Source organism: Micromonospora sp. NPDC048868, from assembly GCF_043198195.1.
GTDB classification, from domain to species: domain Bacteria; phylum Actinomycetota; class Actinomycetes; order Mycobacteriales; family Micromonosporaceae; genus Micromonospora; species Micromonospora reichwaldensis.
Genome location: NZ_JBICUN010000002.1, coordinates 391614 through 409596 on the forward strand (window position 1 = coordinate 391614; position 17983 = coordinate 409596).

At 73.2% G+C, this 17983-nt stretch carries 15 protein-coding genes; 7 read left to right on the plus strand and 8 right to left on the minus strand.

Annotated features, from left to right (window positions below; all coding sequences use genetic code 11):
- Positions 1–152: 152 nt before the first annotated feature.
- The 4 genes from ACGFNF_RS04700 to ACGFNF_RS04715 all read left to right on the plus strand — a co-directional run bounded on the left by ACGFNF_RS04700 (position 153) and on the right by ACGFNF_RS04715 (position 2713).
- Positions 153–713: a peroxiredoxin gene (locus ACGFNF_RS04700; RefSeq protein ID WP_089001610.1), complete on the plus strand. Its 561-nt coding sequence runs from the start codon at positions 153–155 to the stop codon at positions 711–713.
- Positions 714–715: 2 nt separating this feature from the next.
- Positions 716–1246, plus strand: a complete 531-nt coding sequence (locus ACGFNF_RS04705; RefSeq protein ID WP_132232570.1) for a carboxymuconolactone decarboxylase family protein — start codon at positions 716–718, stop codon at positions 1244–1246.
- 214 nt (positions 1247–1460) lie between these two features.
- Positions 1461–1919, plus strand: a complete 459-nt coding sequence (locus ACGFNF_RS04710; protein WP_357086715.1) for a PRC-barrel domain-containing protein — start codon at positions 1461–1463, stop codon at positions 1917–1919.
- A 29-nt stretch (positions 1920–1948) separates the two neighbouring features.
- The gene (locus tag ACGFNF_RS04715; protein WP_393165873.1) at positions 1949–2713 is read left to right on the plus strand and encodes a tyrosine-protein phosphatase; all 765 of its coding nucleotides are present in this window, start codon (positions 1949–1951) and stop codon (positions 2711–2713) included.
- Between the two features lie 75 nt (positions 2714–2788).
- Here ACGFNF_RS04715 and ACGFNF_RS04720 read toward each other — a convergent pair whose 3' ends face one another.
- Positions 2789–3886, minus strand: coding sequence for a branched-chain amino acid aminotransferase (locus ACGFNF_RS04720; RefSeq protein WP_393165751.1), 1098 nt, complete (start codon positions 3884–3886; stop codon positions 2789–2791).
- A 222-nt stretch (positions 3887–4108) separates the two neighbouring features.
- Entirely contained in the window at positions 4109–5140 is a 1032-nt protein-coding gene (locus ACGFNF_RS04725) for a 3-isopropylmalate dehydrogenase (protein ID WP_393165753.1), read from the minus strand.
- Positions 5141–5363: 223 nt separating this feature from the next.
- Between ACGFNF_RS04725 and ACGFNF_RS04730 the strand changes: the two genes are divergently transcribed.
- Together ACGFNF_RS04730 and ACGFNF_RS04735 are read left to right on the plus strand one after the other, a co-directional pair.
- Complete coding sequence (locus ACGFNF_RS04730; protein WP_393165755.1) at positions 5364–6209, plus strand: FAD:protein FMN transferase; 846 nt, start codon at positions 5364–5366, stop codon at positions 6207–6209.
- A gap of 321 nt (positions 6210–6530) precedes the next feature.
- On the plus strand, positions 6531–6887 hold the full coding sequence (locus tag ACGFNF_RS04735; protein WP_121396167.1) for a hypothetical protein: 357 nt from the start codon (positions 6531–6533) through the stop codon (positions 6885–6887).
- A 63-nt stretch (positions 6888–6950) separates the two neighbouring features.
- On the opposite strand, the gene serA is transcribed toward ACGFNF_RS04735, so the two are convergent.
- The 5 genes from serA to ACGFNF_RS04760 all read right to left on the minus strand — a co-directional run bounded on the left by serA (position 6951) and on the right by ACGFNF_RS04760 (position 14957).
- Positions 6951–8549 (minus strand): phosphoglycerate dehydrogenase, encoded by a 1599-nt coding sequence (serA, locus tag ACGFNF_RS04740; protein WP_393165757.1) that lies wholly within the window; start codon positions 8547–8549, stop codon positions 6951–6953.
- Positions 8550–8823: 274 nt separating this feature from the next.
- Positions 8824–9837 (minus strand): ketol-acid reductoisomerase, encoded by a 1014-nt coding sequence (gene ilvC, locus ACGFNF_RS04745; RefSeq protein WP_151455720.1) that lies wholly within the window; start codon positions 9835–9837, stop codon positions 8824–8826.
- 126 nt (positions 9838–9963) lie between these two features.
- Positions 9964–10479, minus strand: coding sequence for an acetolactate synthase small subunit (ilvN, locus tag ACGFNF_RS04750; RefSeq protein ID WP_089001623.1), 516 nt, complete (start codon positions 10477–10479; stop codon positions 9964–9966).
- On the minus strand, positions 10479–12365 hold the full coding sequence (locus tag ACGFNF_RS04755; RefSeq protein ID WP_393165760.1) for an acetolactate synthase large subunit: 1887 nt from the start codon (positions 12363–12365) through the stop codon (positions 10479–10481). Before ACGFNF_RS04755 ends, ilvN begins: the two co-directional genes overlap by 1 nt.
- A gap of 267 nt (positions 12366–12632) precedes the next feature.
- Positions 12633–14957 carry a putative bifunctional diguanylate cyclase/phosphodiesterase gene (locus ACGFNF_RS04760; RefSeq protein ID WP_393165875.1) on the minus strand — a complete coding sequence of 775 codons (2325 nt, stop codon included), beginning with the start codon at positions 14955–14957 and terminating at the stop codon, positions 12633–12635.
- Positions 14958–15085: 128 nt separating this feature from the next.
- Between ACGFNF_RS04760 and ilvD the strand changes: the two genes are divergently transcribed.
- The gene (gene ilvD / locus ACGFNF_RS04765) at positions 15086–16933 is read left to right on the plus strand and encodes a dihydroxy-acid dehydratase (protein WP_393165762.1); all 1848 of its coding nucleotides are present in this window, start codon (positions 15086–15088) and stop codon (positions 16931–16933) included.
- Positions 16934–17184: 251 nt separating this feature from the next.
- On the opposite strand, the gene ACGFNF_RS04770 is transcribed toward ilvD, so the two are convergent.
- Positions 17185–17778 (minus strand): hypothetical protein, encoded by a 594-nt coding sequence (locus ACGFNF_RS04770; RefSeq protein WP_393165764.1) that lies wholly within the window; start codon positions 17776–17778, stop codon positions 17185–17187.
- Positions 17779–17983 lie beyond the last annotated feature (205 nt).

A 17983-nucleotide genomic window follows, 5' to 3' on the forward strand; every position in this document is an offset into this window, starting at 1 on the left:
CCGATACCGCACGGGTGACCGGCCCGCCGGCACGACCCGCCGCCGGTGATCGACTTCACAAGTCACCCGGCCGCCGACCGGCGGAAACAGAGCTGCGGAAGTATCTGGAACCGATCCAGTTACCGGCCTCGTGCCGCTGTCAAGGAGGACCTGTGCTCACTGTCGGTGACCGCTTCCCCGAGTACGAACTCACCGCCTGCGTGTCGCTGGACGCCGACAAGGCGTTCGAGTCGATCGACCACAAGTCGCACCAGGGGAAGTGGCGCGTCGTCTTCTTCTGGCCGAAGGACTTCACCTTCGTCTGCCCGACCGAGATCGCGGAGTTCGGCCGGCTGAACGAGGAGTTCGCCGACCGGGACGCCCAGGTCCTCGGCGTGTCGGTGGACAACGAGTTCGTCCACTACGCGTGGCGCAAGGACCACCCGGACCTGCGCGAGCTGCCGTTCCCGATGCTGAGCGACGTCAAGCGTGAGCTGACCGCCGCCTGCGGCGTGCTCGGCGAGGACGGCGTGGCCCAGCGGGCGACCTTCATCGTCGACCCGGACAACGAGATCCAGTTCGTCATGGTGACCGCCGGCTCGGTCGGCCGCAACGTCTCCGAGGTGCTGCGGGTGCTCGACGCCCTCCAGACCGACGAGCTCTGCCCGTGCAACTGGAACAAGGGCGGCGAGACCCTGGACGCCACCAAGCTCCTCGCCGGCGCCGGGGCCTGACCATGGGTCTGGACGCGGTCAAGGCGGCTCTGCCCGAGTACGCCAAGGACATCAAGCTCAACCTCGGTTCCACCATCGCCACCAGCACGCTGAAGCCGGAGCAGGCGTGGGGCACCGCCCTGGCCTGTGCCGTCGCGGCGCGCAACCCGGTGGTGCTGCGCGAGATCGCGGCCGAGGCGGCCACCCACCTCGGGCCGGAGGCGGTCGAGGCCGCCAAGGGCGCCGCCGCGATCATGGCGATGAACAACGTCTACTACCGGGCCAAGCACCTGATCGGCGACGAGCAGTACCAGTCGATCCCGGCGCGGCTGCGGATGCAGATCATCGCCAAGCCGGGCGTGGACAAGGCCGACTTCGAGCTCTGGTGCCTGGCGGTCTCGGCGATCACCGGCTGCGGGGTGTGCCTGGAGTCGCACGAGAAGACCCTGCGCAACGCGGGCTTCAGCCGCGAGCAGGTGCACGAGGGACTGCGCATCGCCGCCGTCGTGCACGCCGCCGCGGTGACCCTGGACGCCCAGGCCGCGCTCGCCTGACGGGTACCACACGCAGGGCCGGTGCCGCGATGCGGCGCCGGCCCTGCGCCGTCCCCGGCACCGGCCCCGCGTCGGCTCCGGCACCGGCCCCGCGTCGTCCCCGGCGCCCGCCCCGCCGTTTCCGGTGGCGACGGCCCGGGTAGCTCCTCGGGAGCAGACGAGAGACACCCGGACCGGCGAGACGACTGGCGACAGTCGGGGCAGGAGTTGTCAGATGGACAGGCTCGACCCGCACAGCACCCACGGCAGCCCGGACCCGCTGCGCGGCGGCGGCCAGGGCGAGTTCGCCGGCGGCGCCCCGGCCGGCACGTTCGACCCGTGGCGCTACCGCGACACCGCGAGGGTCGCCGACGCCGACCTGGTCGGCTACAAGGTCGAGGCCACCGACGGCGGCATCGGCAAGATCGACAGCGCCAGTCACGAGGTCAACGACAGCTACCTCGTGGTGGACACCGGGCCGTGGATCTTCGGCCGGAAGGTCATGATCCCGGCCGGCACCGTCAACCACGTCGACCACGACGAGCGCAAGGTGCACGTCGACCGGAGCAAGGACCAGATCAAGGCCGCCCCGGAGTACGACGAGACCGCCGACACCGACCCCACCTACCGGGACCGCCTCGGCGGCTACTACGACGAGACGTACTCGGCCATCCCGCCCGGCACCGCCCGCTGACCGGCACGGCGCGCGACGGCCTCCCGCAGATCGTGGGAGGCCGTTACCGTGTCAGCGTGGACTCCATCGAGGTCGGTCGCCGGATCCCCTTCTCCACGACGTTCAACTTCCGCGACGTGGGCGGCCACGTCGGCCACGACGGTCGCACGGTGCGCCCGGGGCGGCTCTACCGCTCCGACTCCCTGCACCGCATCGACGACACCGACCGGGAGGCGTTCGCCGCCCTCGGCGTCCGCACGGTCATCGACCTGCGCCGCCCGTACGAGGTGGAGCGCGACGGCCGCGTCCCCCACTTCGACGGCCTGACCTGGCGCAACATCCACCCGGAGCACGCGGAGTGGGGCGAGCGGCCCTACCGTCCCGGCACCGACCTGGCCCGTTACCTGGCCGACCGGTACGCCGACCTCGCCGGGACGGGCACCGCCGGGCTCGCCGAGGCGATCGGGCTGATCGCCGACGACGCCAGCGCCCCCGTGGTCGTGCACTGCGTCGCCGGGAAGGACCGCACGGGCATCGTCTGCGGGCTCACCCTCGCGGTGCTCGGCGTCGCCGACGACGAGATCGCCGCCGACTACGCCCTGAGCACCGAGGCCGGCGAGCGGTACCGCGCCTGGTTCGAGGCCACCGGCCAGCGGGCGGGGCACACCCTGCCGGCGCTGACCTGCCCCGCCGAGGCCATGACGCTCTTCCTCGCCGAGCTGCGGGAGGCCCACGGCTCGGTGGAGGGCTACCTGCGCCACGCCGGCGTCACCGACGCCCAGCTCGCCGCGCTGCGCGACCACCTGCTGGCCTGACCCCACCCTCCTGCGAGACGGCGCCGCCCCCACGCCGGGCGGCGCGGGGGCGGGACGGTGCCGTCGGGGGGCGGATCAGAGGATGCGGCGGACCCAGCCGTGCGGGTCGTCGACCTTGCCCCGCTGGAGGTCGACGAGCTGCTGGCGCAGGGCCGTCGTGACCCGGCCGGGCTCGCCGCCGCCCACCAGGAACTCGCCGTCGGGGAAGCGCACCCGCCCGATCGGGGTGACGACGGCGGCGGTACCGCAGGCGAACACCTCGCGGAGCCGGCCGCTCGCGGCGTCCGCCTGCCAGTCGGCGAAGCTCACCGGCCGCTCCTCGATCCGGTGCCCGGCGTCGGCGGCCAGGGTGAGCACCGACTCCCGGGTGATGCCGGGCAGGATCGTGCCGGTCAGCGGCGGGGTGACCACGGTGTCGTCGTCGTAGACGAAGAACACGTTCATGCCGCCCAGCTCGTCGACGTGGCGACGCTCCACCGCGTCCAGGAAGACCACCTGGTCGCAGCCGTGCTCGATCGCCTCGGCCTGCGCCACCAGCGAGGCGGCGTAGTTGCCGCCGCACTTCGCGGCGCCGGTGCCGCCCGGGGCGGCCCGGGTGTAGTCCGGGGAGACCCAGACCGTCACCGGCTTCACCCCGCCGGAGAAGTACGCCCCGACCGGCGAGGCGATCACCACGTAGAGGTATTCGTTGGCGGGCCGGACGCCGAGGAACACCTCGCTGGCGAACATGAACGGCCGCAGGTAGAGGCTGCCGTCCTCGCCTTCGGGGATCCAGCCCTGGTCGGCGTCCACGAGCTGACGCAGCGAGTCGACGAACGTCTCCTCGGGCAGCGGCGGCATCGCCATGCGCCGGGCGGAGGCGGCGAACCGGGCGGCGTTGGCCTCCGGGCGGAACATGGTGACCCCGCCGTCGGCCGTCCGGTAGGCCTTCAGCCCCTCGAAGATCTCCTGCGCGTAGTGCAGCACCGCGGCGGCCGGGTCCATCGGGATCGGCGCCCGCGCCTCGACCCGGGCGTCGTACCAGCCCTTGCCGTCGGCGTAGCGGATGGTGACCATGTGGTCGGTGAAGACCCGCCCGAACCCCGGGTTGGCCAGCAGGGCGGCCCGGTCGGCGACGGATACCGGCGCGGGATTCGGACGGATCTCGAAGTCGAGCTTGTCACCACCGCTCATCGCGCTGACCTCCCTGCGGGACTACGGCACACGGGTCCGCATGCCGAGAAAACTGGTGCGAGAAACTTACCCCGAACGGTCGTTCAGCGGGTAGCGCCGCCCGGCGTACCGGCAGCGCCGGGCGGGTGCGCGCCGCCGGACCAAGGTGCGGCCGGGCGGCGTCGCCGGACCGGGGTGCGGCCGGCGGCGTCGTCGGGACCTCGGGGTGGGTGGCCGGCGGCCTCAGGAGGTGGCGTACCCGGCCAGCCGGTCGCCGACCTCCTCGGTGCGCAGTGCCGCGCCCGGGGTCCGGGCGGCCAGCTCCACGCCCACCGCGGCGGTGACCCGGGCGGCGGCGTCGGCGTGCCCGAGCTGGTCGAGCAGCAGGGCCGCCGAGAGTACGGCCGCCACCGGGTCGGCCACGCCGCGCCCGGCGATGTCCGGCGCGGAGCCGTGTACCGGCTCGAACATCGAGGGGTACGCCCCCTCGGGGTTGATGCTGCCGCTGGCGGCCAGCCCGATCCCGCCGGTGACGGCGGCGGCGATGTCGGTGAGGATGTCGCCGAACAGGTTGTCGGTGACCACCACGTCGTAGCGCTGCGGCTGGGTGACCAGGAACATCGCGGCGGCGTCGACGTGCTGGTACTCCGTGGTCACGTCGGGGTGCTCGGCCGCCACGGCCTCGAACGCGCGCGCCCACAGCGAACCGGCGTGGGTGAGCACGTTGGTCTTGTGCACGAGGGTGACCTTGCGCCGCTCCCGGCGCGTGGCGCGGGCGAAGGCGTCGCGGATCACCCGCTCCACGCCGTGCCGGGTGTTCAGGCTCTCCTCGGTGGCGACTTCCGCCGGGGTGCCCCGGTGCAGCGCGCCGCCGGCGCCGGCGTAGAGGCCCTCGGTGCCCTCGCGGACCACCACCAGGTCGACCTCGCCGGGCTTGACGCTGGCCAGCGGCCCGGGCACGCCGGGCCAGAGCCGCGACGGGCGCAGGTTGACGTACTGGTCGAAGGCGAAGCGCAGCTTGAGCAGCAGGCCCCGCTCCAGCACGCCCGGCGGCACGGTCGGGTCGCCGACGGCGCCGAGCAGGATCGCGTCGTGCCCGGCCAGCTCGGTGAGCACCGAGTCGGGCAGCACCTCGCCGGTGCGGTGCCAGCGGGCGGCGCCGAGGTCGTACTCGGTGGCGTCCACCCCCGGCAGCACGGCGTCGATGACCTTGCGGGCCTGCGCGACCACCTCGGGTCCGATCCCGTCCCCGGCCACCACCGCGATCCGTGCCACGTCCCTGTGCTCCCTCGCCTAGCCGTTTCGTCCGACCGTACGCCGCCGTCCCGCCTCCCGGTACGGACCTTCCAGAATGCGGGAAAGGAGGATGCACAGGATCCTCCCAGGTGGCATTCATGGGGAGGTCATCTCCGCTGCCTAGCGTGATGACGAGCGGGTCAACGGGGGCCCGTGACGGAGGCCGCGAGGACGCGGCCGGCGTCAGCGAGGGAGCAGTGTCATGCGGATCGACCAGCAGCCACGGACCCGATGGGTGGACCAGTCGGCCTTCCAGCCGCGCCGGCCGGACCTGCGGCTGGGCGCCCGCAGTCACCGCGTGGACCGCTCCGGCACGGTCGGCGAGGACCGCATCGCCGTCCAGCACACCGTGCGGACCTCCACGGCGGAATACTCGCTGCTGCTCAACGCCCCCGAGTGGCTGGGCCGTCGCGGTGTCGGGGAGGCGCTGCGGGACGCGGTGGCGGAACTGCGGGCCATCGACCTCACCTACGGCCCGAGCCGGCCGGAGAGCCTGGTCTCCCGGCTACGCCGGGGCGAGATCAGCCCCGACTCGTACCCGCCGCTGGCCGACCTGGTGGACCGCTGCGCGGCGATGCGGGCGGCCACCGACGGCTGGTTCGACGCCTGGGCGGTGCCCGGCGGCTTCGACCCCGGCGGCCTGCTCGGCGGGTGGGCGGTGGAGCGGGCCGCCGCCCGGCTGCGCGCCGCCGGCATCCACGACTACGCCGTGCTCAGCGGCGCCGACCTGGTCGTCCGCGGGCACGCGGCGCACGGCGGCCCGTGGCGGGTGGCGGTGCACCACCCGACGGACCAGCACCGGGCGCCGCTCGTGCTGGAGATGACCGCGGGCGCGGTCGGCACCTCGGGGGTGAGCGGCCGGCAGGGCCACGTGGTGGACCCGCACACCGGGGAGCCCGCCGACCAGCTGGCCGCCGCGACGGTCGTCGGGCCGGACCTCGCCGTCGCCGACGCCTACGCCACCGCGCTCTACGCCGCCGGGCCGGCCGGGCTGGACTGGTTCCGCGACGGGTCGGACTACCGCGTGCTCTTCGCCCACCGCCGCTGAGCCGGTCCCGCGTCGGCCCGGCGGGTGGGCCGGGCGCGCGATCGGCCCCCACGGTCTCGGCAACGACCGTGAGGGCCGGTCAGCGACGAGTGCGCGTGGCTCGCGCAATCGAGGGGTGCGGGCCGGTCAGCCGGACGTCGACCTCGTCACCCGAAGACGGGCCCACGCCGCGAGCTCGGCCAGTGACCGCACAGATACGCTAGCGAATCGACGCAACTCAACGCAAGGGTCTCCACAGCGGACCGTCGTGACTGGAGCGTGCCGATCCGGGCCGGCGGGCCGATTTCGACGCGGAGATCGTCGGATGGCACGCTGTCCGCCGTGAGTTTCGACCTGAGCGTGTGGGCCCTGGCGGACGGGGCGACACCCGAGGACGTACGGGCGGCGGTGCTGCGGTGCCGGCAGGGACAGCACGTCGACCGGTACCCGGACCCGCGGGTGGTGGCCTTCTACCGCGCCATCACCGGCAGCTACCCGGACCGGCCGGCCGGCCCCGGCACCCCGTGGGCGGTGGCGCCGCTGCACGCGGCCAGCGACCACGTCGAGCTGAACCTGCACCCGACCTGCGAGGACCAGGTGCTGCTCGACATCGAACGGCTGGCCGGCGCGTACGACCTGATGCTCTTCGACGCGCAGGACGGCTCGGTCTACCCGCCGCCGGCGCGGCTGCCCGGCTGACCACTTCCCGGAGACGACGAGGGGCCCGGCGGATCGCCGGGCCCCTGCTGTCGCACGCTCAGGTCACTCGTCGCGCAGGTCCGCCGCGCTGGCCGCGCCCGCGCCGATCGACTCCGCCGCCGAGGTGAGCAGGTCCGCGCCGAGCGCCTGGTCGACCGTGAGGGTCATCAGGGTCTCGCCGCCGGCCTCGCGCCGGGCCACCTGCATCGCCGCGATGTTGACGCCGGCCTCGCCGAGCAGCGTCCCGACCGTGCCGACCACGCCCGGGCGGTCGACGTAGCGCAGGAAGACCAGGATGCCCTCCGCGCCGATCTCCACGTCGAAGCCGTCGACCTCGGTGAGCTTGAGGACGTCGCGGCCGCCGGCGGTGGTCACCGTGCCGGAGACGCTGACCGTACGGCCGTCGGGCAGCGCGCCGCGGACGGTGACCAGGCTGGGGTGGTCGACCGAGTCGGACTGGGCGACCAGCGTGACCTCGACGCCGCGCTCGGCGGCCAGGTGCGGCGCGTTGACGTAGGTGACCTGCTCCTCGACCACCGAGCTGAACAGCCCCTTGGTGGCGGCGAGCTTCAGCACCGACACGTCGTGGTTGACGATCTCGCCGCGCACCTCGACGGTGACGCTGGCGGCCACCCCGCCCGCGACGGCGGTGAAGGCCCGGCCGAGCTTCTCGGCCAGCGGCAGCAGCGGGCGCACGTCCTCGGCGACCACGCCGCCGGCCTGCACGTTCACGGCGTCCGGCACGAACTCGCCCTGCAACGCCAGCTTCACGCTCTTGGCCACGGCCAGGCCGGCCTTGTCCTGCGCCTCACCGGTGGAGGCGCCCAGGTGCGGGGTGGCGACCACGTTGTCGAACGCGAACAGCGGCGAGGAGGTGCAGGGCTCCTTGGCGTAGACGTCCACGCCCGCGCCGGCGACCCGGCCCTCGGCGATCGCGTCGGCCAGGGCCTGCTCGTCGACGAGCCCGCCCCGGGCGGCGTTGACGATCCGGACGCCGGGCTTGACGACGGCCAGCTCCTTCTCGCCGATCAGGCCCACGGTCTCCGGGGTCTTCGGCAGGTGGATCGAGATGAAGTCGCTCTCCCGCAGCAGCTCCTCCAGGCCCACCAGGCGGACGCCGAGCTGGGCCGCGCGGGCCGGCTGGATGTAGGGGTCGTACGCGATCAGCCGGGTGCCGAAGGCGGCGATCCGCTGGGCGAAGAGCACGCCGATGCGGCCGAGGCCGACCACGCCGACGGTCTTGCCCTGGATCTCGACGCCTGTGTACTTCGACCGCTTCCACTCCCCCGCCTTCAGCGCCGCGCTGGCGCTGGCGGTGTTGCGGGCCACGGCGAGCAGCAGCGCGAGGGCCTGCTCGGCGGCGGAGACGATGTTGGAGGTGGGGGCGTTGACGACCATGACGCCCCGCGCGGTGGCGGCCGGCACCTCGACGTTGTCCAGACCCACGCCCGCCCGGGCGACGACCTTCAGCCGGGGCGCGGCGGCGATCGCCTCGGCGTCGATCTGGGTGGCGCTGCGCACGATCACGGCGTCGGCCTCGGAGAGCGCCGAGAGCAGGGCCGGACGGTCGGTGCCGTCGACGTGACGGACGTCGAAGTCGTGGGCGAGCACCTCGATGGCGGCGGGGGCGAGTTCTTCGGCGATCAGTACGACAGGAGTCATTGGTCCTCGTAGTTGTCGTCAGAGGTGGGCCGGGCTGCGGGACGCCGCGCTGCGCCCTGCGCTGATCCAGGCCATGGCCGTCAGGTGCCGGCTACGCACCTACCCCGCGATCGTAGGGGGCCGGCCGGCCGGCATGTCCCGGACTACGGGGTGAGTGCCCTCACAACGGGTGACGACGCGCCGGTGGACGACGCGCGGCGTGGCGGTGCGCACAGGGAGCGGCCCGGTCCGGGCGCCGGGGAGAGCGCCCGGGCCGGGCCGCCGGGGGTGTGCGTCAGGCGGTCTCGGTGATCGGGCGGTCGACCCAGCTCATCATGCCGCGCAGCTTGCTGCCGGTCTCCTCGATCGGGTGCGCCGCGCCCTCGGCCTGCCACTTGCTGAAGTTGGGCCGGCCGGCCTCGTCCTCGGCCACCCACTCCCGGGCGAACTCGCCGGACTGGACCTCGCTGAGGATCTTGCGCATCTCCTCCTTGACCCGGGCGTCGATGACGCGCGGGCCGCGGGAGAGGTCGCCGTACTCGGCCGTGTCGGAGATGCTGTACCGCATCTTCGCGATGCCGCCCTCGTACATGAGGTCGACGATCAGCTTCAGCTCGTGCAGGCACTCGAAGTAGGCCACCTCGGGGGCGTAGCCCGCCTCGGTGAGCACCTCGAAGCCGGTCTGCACGAGCGCCGCCGCGCCGCCGCAGAGCACCGCCTGCTCGCCGAAGAGGTCGGTCTCGGTCTCCTCGGTGAAGGTGGTCCGGATGACGCCGGCCCGGGTGCCGCCGATGCCCTTGGCGTACGACAGGGCCAGCGCGAGGGCGCTGCCGCTGGCGTCCTGCTCGACGGCGACCAGGCAGGGCACGCCCTTGCCGTCGGCGTACTGGCGGCGGACCAGGTGGCCCGGGCCCTTCGGCGCGACCATCGCCACGTCGACGTCGGCCGGCGGCTTGATCAGGCCGTAGCGGATGTTGAAGCCGTGGCCGAAGAAGAGCGCCTTGCCCGGGGCCAGGTTCGGCGCGATCGACTCGGCGTAGATGCTGCGCTGGGCGGTGTCCGGCGCGAGGATCATGATGACGTCGGCCTCGGCCGCCGCGTCGGCCGGCGTGAGCACCCGCAGGCCCTGCTCCTCGGCCTTGGCCCGGCTCTTGGAGGCCTCCGGCAGACCGATCACCACGTCGACCCCGGAGTCGCGCAGCGACAGCGCGTGGGCGTGGCCCTGGCTGCCGTACCCGATCACCGCCACCTTGCGGCCCTGGATCAGGCCCAGGTCGGCATCGTCGTCGTAGTACACCTCAACGCTCATGATTTCCCTTTCGTACGGCGGCCCGGGCGGCCCGTCGTGGATCTGTGCGGTGTCGGTCCCAGGCGGCGCCACGCGCCGGCACTGGTCGGGCGGTCCCGGCCGGCGCGGGCGCCGGCCGGGTCGGGGTCAGGCGGCCCGGAGCGAGGGTCCGGCGGTGATGGAGCGCGAGCCGCGCCCGATCGCCACCAGCCCGGACTGGACCATCTCCTTGATCCCGAACGGTTCGAGGTCGCGCAGCAGCGCGTCGAGCTTGTCCGGGGTGCCGGTGGCCTCGATGGTCAGCGTGTCCGGCGCCACGTCGACCACCCGGGCCCGGAACAGGCCCACCGTCTCCAGCACCTGGGCCCGGGCCGCGCGGTCGGCGCGCACCTTGACCAGGAGCAGCTCGCGGGCGACCGAGACCTGCGGGTCCAGCTCGACGATCTTGAGCACGTTGACCAGCTTGTTGAGCTGCTTGGTGACCTGCTCCAGCGGGGACGACTCGGCGTTGACCACGATGGTGATCCGCGAGACGTCCGGGTTCTCGGTCTCCCCGACGGCGAGACTGTCGATGTTGAAGCCGCGCCGGGAGAACAGCCCGGAGACCCGGGCCAGGACGCCCGGCTTGTTCTCCACCAGGACGCTCAGGGTGTGCATGGTCATCAGATGTCATCCTCGTCGAAGGCCGGGCGGACGCCCCGGGCGAACATGATCTCGTCGTTGCTGGTGCCGGCGGCGACCATCGGCCACACCATGGCGTCCTTGCCGACGACGAAGTCGATGACCACCGGGGCGTCGTCGATCGCCATCGCGGCGGCGATGGTCGCGTCGACGTCCTCGGCGTTCTCGCAGCGCAGGCCCACGCAGCCGAGCGCCTCCGCGAGCTTTAGGAAGTCGGGGATGCGGTGCTTGTGGGTGCCGAGGTCGGTGTTGGAGTAGCGCTCCCCGTAGAACAGGGTCTGCCACTGCCGCACCATGCCGAGGTTGCCGTTGTTGATCACGGCGATCTTGACCGGGATGCCCTCCAGCGCGCAGGTGGCCAGCTCCTGGTTGGTCATCTGGAAGCAGCCGTCGCCGTCGATCGCCCACACCACCGTGTCGGGCTTGCCGACCTTGGCGCCCATCGCCGCCGGCACCGCGTAGCCCATCGTGCCGAGGCCGCCGGAGTTCAGCCAGGTGTACGGCTTCTCGTAGGAGATGAACTGCGAGGCCCACATCTGGTGCTGGCCGACCCCCGCGACGTAGATCGCGTCCGGGCCGACGAGCTCGCCGAGCCGCTTGATCACGTACTGCGGGGAGAGGGTGCCGTCGGCCGGCTCCTCGTAGCCCAGCGGGTACCGCTTGCGCAGGTCGTCGAGCTGGGTCCACCAGTCGGCGAGATCGGCACGCCGGCCGGCCGCCTGCTCGTTGGTCACCGCCGCGATCAGCTCGTCGATGACGTGCCGGGCGTCGCCGACGATCGGGACGTCCGCGTGCCGGTTCTTGCCGATCTCGGCCGGGTCGATGTCGGCGTGCACCACCGCCGCGTCCGGGGCGAACGAGTCCAGCTTGCCGGTGACCCGGTCGTCGAAGCGGGCGCCCAGGGCCACGATCAGGTCGGCCTTCTGCAGGCCGTAGACCGCGGAGACCGTGCCGTGCATGCCGGGCATGCCCAGGTGCTGCGGGTGCGAGTCGGGGAACGCGCCGAGGGCCATCAGCGTGGTGACCACCGGGATCCCGGTCAGCTCGGCCAGCCGGCGCAGCCCCTCCGTGGCGCCGGCCTTGAGCACGCCGCCACCGACGTAGAGCACCGGGCGCCGGGCGGTGGCCATCAGCCGGGCCGCCTCGCGGATCTGCTTGCCGTGCGGGTGCAGGGTCGGGCGGTAGCCGGGCAGGTCCAGCGTCGGCGGCCAGGTGAAGGTGGTGGGCGCCTGGAGGACGTCCTTGGGGATGTCGACCAGGACCGGCCCGGGCCGGCCGGTGGCGGCCAGGTGGAACGCCTCGGCCAGCACCCGGGGGATCTCCTCGGCCTCCTGCACCAGGAAGTTGTGCTTGGTGACCGGCAGGGTGATGCCCTGGATGTCCGCCTCCTGGAAGGCGTCCGTGCCGATCGAGGGCCGCGCGACCTGACCGGTGATCGCCACGATCGGCACCGAGTCCATGTACGCGTCGGCGATCGGGGTGACCAGGTTCGTCGCGCCGGGACCGGAGGTGGCCATGCAGACCCCCACCCGGCCGGTCGCCTGGGCGTAGCCCGTCGCCGCGTGCCCGGCGCCCTGCTCGTGGCGGACCAGGATGTGCCGGACGGTGGAGTCGTAGAGCGGGTCGTACGCCGGCAGGATGGCGCCGCCCGGGATGCCGAAGACGACGTCGACGCCGAGCGCCTCGAGGGACCGCACGAGCGAACCGGCGCCGCTGACCTGGGCCGGAGCGGGTGTGCGTACTCCCGGGACGGCCGGGGTGGCCGCGGTGCGGGCGGCGCCGGCGTGCTCGGCGTCGCTCGCGGGCTCGGCGATCGTGCGGGCCCGCCGGGCGGAGTGGGCGAGTGTCTCTGGCGTGGGTCTCGTCATGGCGGTTCAGGCCTTCGGCTGGAGTGGGTGCGGCTGTTCGAGCGGGTGACGCGGGCGACGCCCGGCGTCGATGGGTCCGACGGCAACAAAAAAGCCCTCGTGCAGGTTGCACGGGGCCAGCGCACTCTCGACATGGAGAGTGCGCTCAGGTAAGTACTCGCAGCGACCGGTACGACGACATGCGGCAAGCCTGACGCATCTCACGCGATGAGTCAACTGATCCCACATGTTGGTTCACGGACCGCCGGCTTTCACCCGTCCGGGGCGCTAGGAACCCTGCTCCACCTGCGCGGACCCCGGCCCGGAGGAGCGCGGGGCGGGCAGCGTCGGCAGCCGCCGGGGCGGCGGCGCCGCGGGCGGGCCGGCCGGGGCGGGCGTCGGGGCCGGGCGGGCCCCCGGGGACGTGGCCGCCTCCAGCATCGCCTCCAGGTGCTCGGCCGGCACGCCCCAGCCGAAGAGCGCTCCCTGGCCGAACCGGCAGCCGGCGGCGACCACGGCGGCCAGCTCCGTCGGCGTGGTCACCCCCTCGGCGATGACCTCCAGGCCGAGCTGGTGGCCGAGGCGCATGACGATGTCGACCATCGGCGCGAACGCCGGGCCGTCCCGGCCCACCGGACGCACCGGCTCGTGCTCCGCGACCAGCCCGTGGTCGATCTTGAGGATGTCGATCGGCAGACGGCGCAACTGGCCGAGCGAGGAGTATCCGGCGCCGAAGTCGTCCAGCGCGATCCGGACACCCGTCAGCCGCAGCGCCGTCAGCCGCCGGATCAGCTCGTCCAGGTCCGTCGCGACGGCGTGCTCGGTGACCTCCAGCACCAGCCGCTGCGGCGGCACCCGGTGGGCACGCAGCGCCTCGGCGACCTGGACCACGTATTCCGGGGCGTGCAGCTCGCGGGGGGACACGTTGACCGAGACCCAGACGTCGTGGCCGTCGGCCAGCCAGCGGGAGAGCTGGTGGCACGCCTGGTGCAGCACCCAGGCGCCCAGCTTGGCGATCATCCCGCACTCCTCGGCCAGCGGGATGAACTCGTCCGGGCCGACCTTGCCCAGCACCGGGTGCCGCCAACGCAGCAGCGCCTCCGCGCCGACCGGGCGGACCGAGGGCAGCGAGGCGACCGGCTGGAACACCAGGCGCAGCTCGTCGCGCTCGATCGCGCCGCGCAGCTCGTGCTCCAGCGTGGTACGCCGGCGCAGCAGCTGGTCGTACGCGGCGTCGTAGCGCTCGATCCGGTTCTTGCCGCGCTGCTTGGCGTAGCGCAGTGCCAGGTCGGCGTGGCGCAGCAGCAGCTCCACGTCGGGCTCGCCCGTCCAGCCGGCCACCCCGATGCTCACCGACAGGAAGACCGGCCCCTCCGGCTGCTCGTAGGCGCGCCCGAGCACCCCGAGCAGGCGCTCGGCGACCCGGTCCGCGTCGGCCGGCTGGCCGTGCATCAGCACCGCGAACTCGTCGCCGCCGAGCCGGGCCGCCACGTCGCCGGGGCGCAGGTTGGCGCGCAGCCGCTCGCCGACCTCGGCCAGCACCGCGTCGCCCACGTCGTGGCCGCGCATGTCGTTGACGTGCTTGAAGCCGTCGAGGTCGAGCCCGAGCAGCACGCAGGGGGCGCCGGCCTCGGCACACCGGTGCAGCGCCTGCAACAGCCCCCGCCGGTTGGCCAGCCCGGTGAGCTGGTCGGTGTGTGCCAGCTCGCGGAAGTGCGCCTCCCGCTCGGCCAGCCGCCGGGCATAGCCGCGCACGTCGTGCAGCGTGAGGTACTGCCGGGTCACCAGGGCGAAGCCCTCCACGCTGCCGGCGACGATGCCGAGCGCGTCGAACCGGCCGTCCTGGAGCAGGTGGTACATCGCCGAGGCGGCCATGGCGAACATCGGGACGAACGCGTACGCGCCGTCGCGGCGGATCAGGTCGGGGGGCGGCCGGTCCGCCGCGTCCGGGCGGCGGGCGGCCGACGCGGCGGCGACCAGGCCGGCGGCGAGCACTCCCGCCCCGACCAGCGCCATGCCCGGCCCGGCCTGGCAGAGACCGGTGGCGATGCCGAGCCCGCCGCAGGTCACGGCGGTGGCCCCGGCGCCGACCCAGGCGGCGCGACCGCGCGGCGGCGGGGCACGGAAGGCCACGATCAGGGCGAGCCCGGCCGTCAGGACCGCGCTGACCGTGGCGAGCAGGATCGGCACGCAGGCCACCGGGGTGGCGTCGCCGAGCAGCCGGGTGGGCTCGGAGAAGACCACCCAGCCGACGAACCAGAACGCCGTCGCCATCACCAGGCCGTCGAGCGCCAGCCGGACGGTGGCCGCCGCCGTGGCGGCCACGCCCGGCAGCTGGAGCAGCCCGGCGGAGAAGAGCAGCCCGCTGGTCGCCGTGCCGATCGCCACGACGCCGGCCCAGCCGGTGTGCCCGTCCGGGGCGTGCCCCGCGTGCCCGGCGGTGGCGAGCGCCACGGCCGCCCCGACCAGCAGGGTGACCAGCGCCACCCCGGACGCGGCGGCGAGCAGCGCGTACGCCTGCCGGTGCGGCCCGGCGCTGCGCCGGGCGCCGACGGCCGACAGCGCGGCGGCCGCCGCGGCGACCAGCCCGCACAGCACCGCGACCGCGACCATGCCCGGGGGGAACTGCACGTCCCAACTGTGCCGGATGCGCGCGCGGCGTGGGGGCCCGGGTGTGCAACCTTTGGGACACGTCGCGCACGGCGGCCGGGCGTCCCGGCGGCGGTGTAACACTTGTGGGCATGCCTGAGCTGCGGTCGAAGACCTCCACGCACGGTCGGACGATGGCCGGCGCCCGGGCCCTCTGGCGGGCCACCGGGATGACCGACGACGACTTCGGCAAGCCGATCGTCGCCATCGCCAACAGCTTCACCCAGTTCGTACCCGGTCACGTGCACCTCAAGGACATGGGTGGGCTGGTCGCCGAGGCGGTGGCGGAGGCCGGCGGGGTGGGCCGCGAGTTCAACACGATCGCCGTGGACGACGGCATCGCCATGGGCCACGGCGGCATGCTCTACTCCCTGCCCAGCCGGGAGCTGATCGCCGACGCGGTGGAGTACATGGTCAACGCGCACTGCGCCGACGCCCTGGTCTGCATCTCGAACTGCGACAAGATCACCCCGGGCATGCTGCTGGCCGCCCTGCGGCTGAACATCCCGGCCGTCTTCGTCTCCGGCGGGCCGATGGAGGCCGGCAAGACCGTGGCGATCGAGGGTGTCGTGCACTCCAAGATCGACCTGATCGACGCGATGATCGCCTCCTCCAACGAGGCCGTCACCGACGACCAGCTCGGCGAGATCGAGCGGTCGGCCTGCCCGACCTGCGGCTCCTGCTCCGGCATGTTCACCGCCAACTCGATGAACTGCCTCACCGAGGCGATCGGCCTGGCGCTGCCGGGCAACGGCTCGACGCTGGCGACCCACGCCGCGCGCCGGTCGCTCTTCGTCGAGGCCGGCCGCACCGCCGTGGAGATCGCCAAGCGGTGGTACGACGGCGACGACGCCTCCGTGCTGCCCCGCGCGGTGGCCAGCCGGGCCGCGTTCGAGAACGCCGTCGCGCTCGACGTGGCGATGGGCGGCTCGACCAACACGATCCTGCACCTGCTCGCCGCCGCCCGCGAGGCCGAGCTGGACTTCGGCGTCGCCGACATCGACGCCGTCTCCCGCCGGGTGCCCTGCCTGGCCAAGGTCGCCCCGAACTCCCCGAACTACCACATGGAGGACGTGCACCGGGCCGGCGGCATCCCGGCCATCCTCGGCGAACTGGACCGGGCCGGCCTGCTGCACCGGGACGTGCACGCGGTGCACTCCCCCAACCTGGAGCGCTGGCTGGCCGACTGGGACGTCCGGGGCGGTTCGCCGACGCCGGAGGCGGTCGAGCTGTTCCACGCCGCCCCGGGCGGGGTGCGCACCGTCGAGCCGTTCTCCACCACCAACCGCTGGTCGTCGCTGGACACCGACGCCGCCGAGGGCTGCGTGCGGGACCTCGCGCACGCCTACAGCGCCGACGGCGGGCTGGCGATCCTGCACGGCAACCTGGCGCCGGACGGCTGCGTGGTGAAGACCGCCGGGGTGCCCGAGGAGTGCCTGACCTTCCGCGGCCCGGCCAAGGTCTACGAGTCCCAGGACGACGCCGTCGAGGCGATCCTCAACAAGCGGATCGTCGCCGGCGACGTGGTGGTGATCCGCTACGAGGGCCCGAAGGGTGGCCCCGGCATGCAGGAGATGCTCTACCCCACCTCGTTCCTCAAGGGCCGGGGGCTGGGCCGCTCCTGCGCGCTGCTCACCGACGGCCGCTTCTCCGGCGGCACCTCCGGGCTCTCCATCGGGCACGTCTCCCCGGAGGCGGCCTCCGGCGGGCTGATCGCCCTCGTCGAGTCCGGCGACGAGATCGTCATCGACATCCCGGGCCGTTCGATCGCGTTGAACGTGGCCCCGGACGTGCTGGAGGCCCGGCGCATCGCGCAGGAGAAGCGCGACAGGCCGTACACGCCGGTCGACCGGCAGCGGCCGGTGTCCGCGGCGCTGCGCGCGTACGCCTCGATGGCCACCTCGGCCAGCGACGGCGCCTACCGCCGCGTCCCGGAGTAGCCGCCGCGGCGGGCCGTCTTCGTGAGCGGGTGTCCGTGCTCCCGGGACGGTGACGCCGTACGGCCCTTCGCCGGGGGCGAAGGGTCGTGCGGACGCTTTCGAGCTGGGTCGTTGGTGACATCAGGCGGGTGACGTCCGGGCCGCGCCGCGCCACCAGCCGGCGGTGAGTCGTCCACGCCGTCAGAAGGACAACGGTGTCGTGCACCGGGTGCGACGCACCTGGGAACGTCGCACCCGTGGCAACCGAAGGCTCAGCCGGCGAACAGCGTTCCGAGGTCCTTGTACGCCTGGTCGAAGCGGGCCATCGCCGCCGCGATGTTGGGCTCTGGCTGCGGATCACCGAGCGCCTTCTGCATCAGTTCGAGCCCGCCAACCAGGTTCTCCCCGCTCGCCACCAGCGACGGCTGCGGATCCGGGTCGCCGTGGAACTTCTCGTTCTTCAGGTCCGCCCAGCCGAGCTGGCGGAGCTTGACCTCTGAACCCTCCAGCAGTTTCGCCGACGACCAGAAGCTCTCCGTCGCCAACTCCCGCAGGCGCTCCGCCTTGACCGGGTCCGCGGCCTGCGCCGCCTCCCCCAGCAGCGACATGCCTCGACCCAGCAGGTGCAGATATTCGAATCGCTTCTCCGGGTCGATCCGGTCCCACAACTCGTAGACCGGCGGGCAACTCAGACACTCGATCGGCCCGATCGGTCTCGGTTCGAACTCCGGCAGCACGATCTCATGACAGTCGAAGATCGGCCGACCGCCGAACTCACCAACCTGGAAACAGATCTTCACCGGTTGGCCAGCGGCACTGGCTGGTGTGGCCGGTACCAGCAGCGCCGCAGTGACGACGAGCGCCATCGTGAGCAGTATGCGACGAAAACGACTCATGTAATACCTCCCGAGAGAGACGTCGATACCTCGTCATTGTTGACTGTCGATGCAATGAGACGCAGCAAGGATGTTTGTCCATCCCGTGACCGCGCCCCGAGCAGGACTGTCGGATGGGCAACACTCCCTGGCTCCACTGAGGAGTGCGGCGTCGAATGGAGCCATGTCCCCCGAT

Excerpts from the sequence above, each read along its gene's own strand:
- ACGFNF_RS04720 (WP_393165751.1), bottom strand. The coding sequence starts at position 3,886 with ATGAGCGGTGGTGACAAGCTCGACTTCGAGATCCGTCCGAATCCCGCG.
- ACGFNF_RS04705 (WP_132232570.1), top strand. The coding sequence starts at position 716 with ATGGGTCTGGACGCGGTCAAGGCGGCTCTGCCCGAGTACGCCAAGGAC.
- ilvN (WP_089001623.1), bottom strand. The coding sequence starts at position 10,479 with ATGACCATGCACACCCTGAGCGTCCTGGTGGAGAACAAGCCGGGCGTC.
- ACGFNF_RS04730 (WP_393165755.1), top strand. The coding sequence starts at position 5,364 with ATGCGGATCGACCAGCAGCCACGGACCCGATGGGTGGACCAGTCGGCC.
- ACGFNF_RS04755 (WP_393165760.1), bottom strand. The coding sequence starts at position 12,365 with ATGACGAGACCCACGCCAGAGACACTCGCCCACTCCGCCCGGCGGGCC.
- ACGFNF_RS04760 (WP_393165875.1), bottom strand. The coding sequence starts at position 14,957 with ATGGTCGCGGTCGCGGTGCTGTGCGGGCTGGTCGCCGCGGCGGCCGCC.
- ilvD (WP_393165762.1), top strand. The coding sequence starts at position 15,086 with ATGCCTGAGCTGCGGTCGAAGACCTCCACGCACGGTCGGACGATGGCC.
- serA (WP_393165757.1), bottom strand. The coding sequence starts at position 8,549 with ATGACTCCTGTCGTACTGATCGCCGAAGAACTCGCCCCCGCCGCCATC.
- ACGFNF_RS04770 (WP_393165764.1), bottom strand. The coding sequence starts at position 17,778 with ATGGCGCTCGTCGTCACTGCGGCGCTGCTGGTACCGGCCACACCAGCC.
- ilvC (WP_151455720.1), bottom strand. The coding sequence starts at position 9,837 with ATGAGCGTTGAGGTGTACTACGACGACGATGCCGACCTGGGCCTGATC.
- ACGFNF_RS04710 (WP_357086715.1), top strand. The coding sequence starts at position 1,461 with ATGGACAGGCTCGACCCGCACAGCACCCACGGCAGCCCGGACCCGCTG.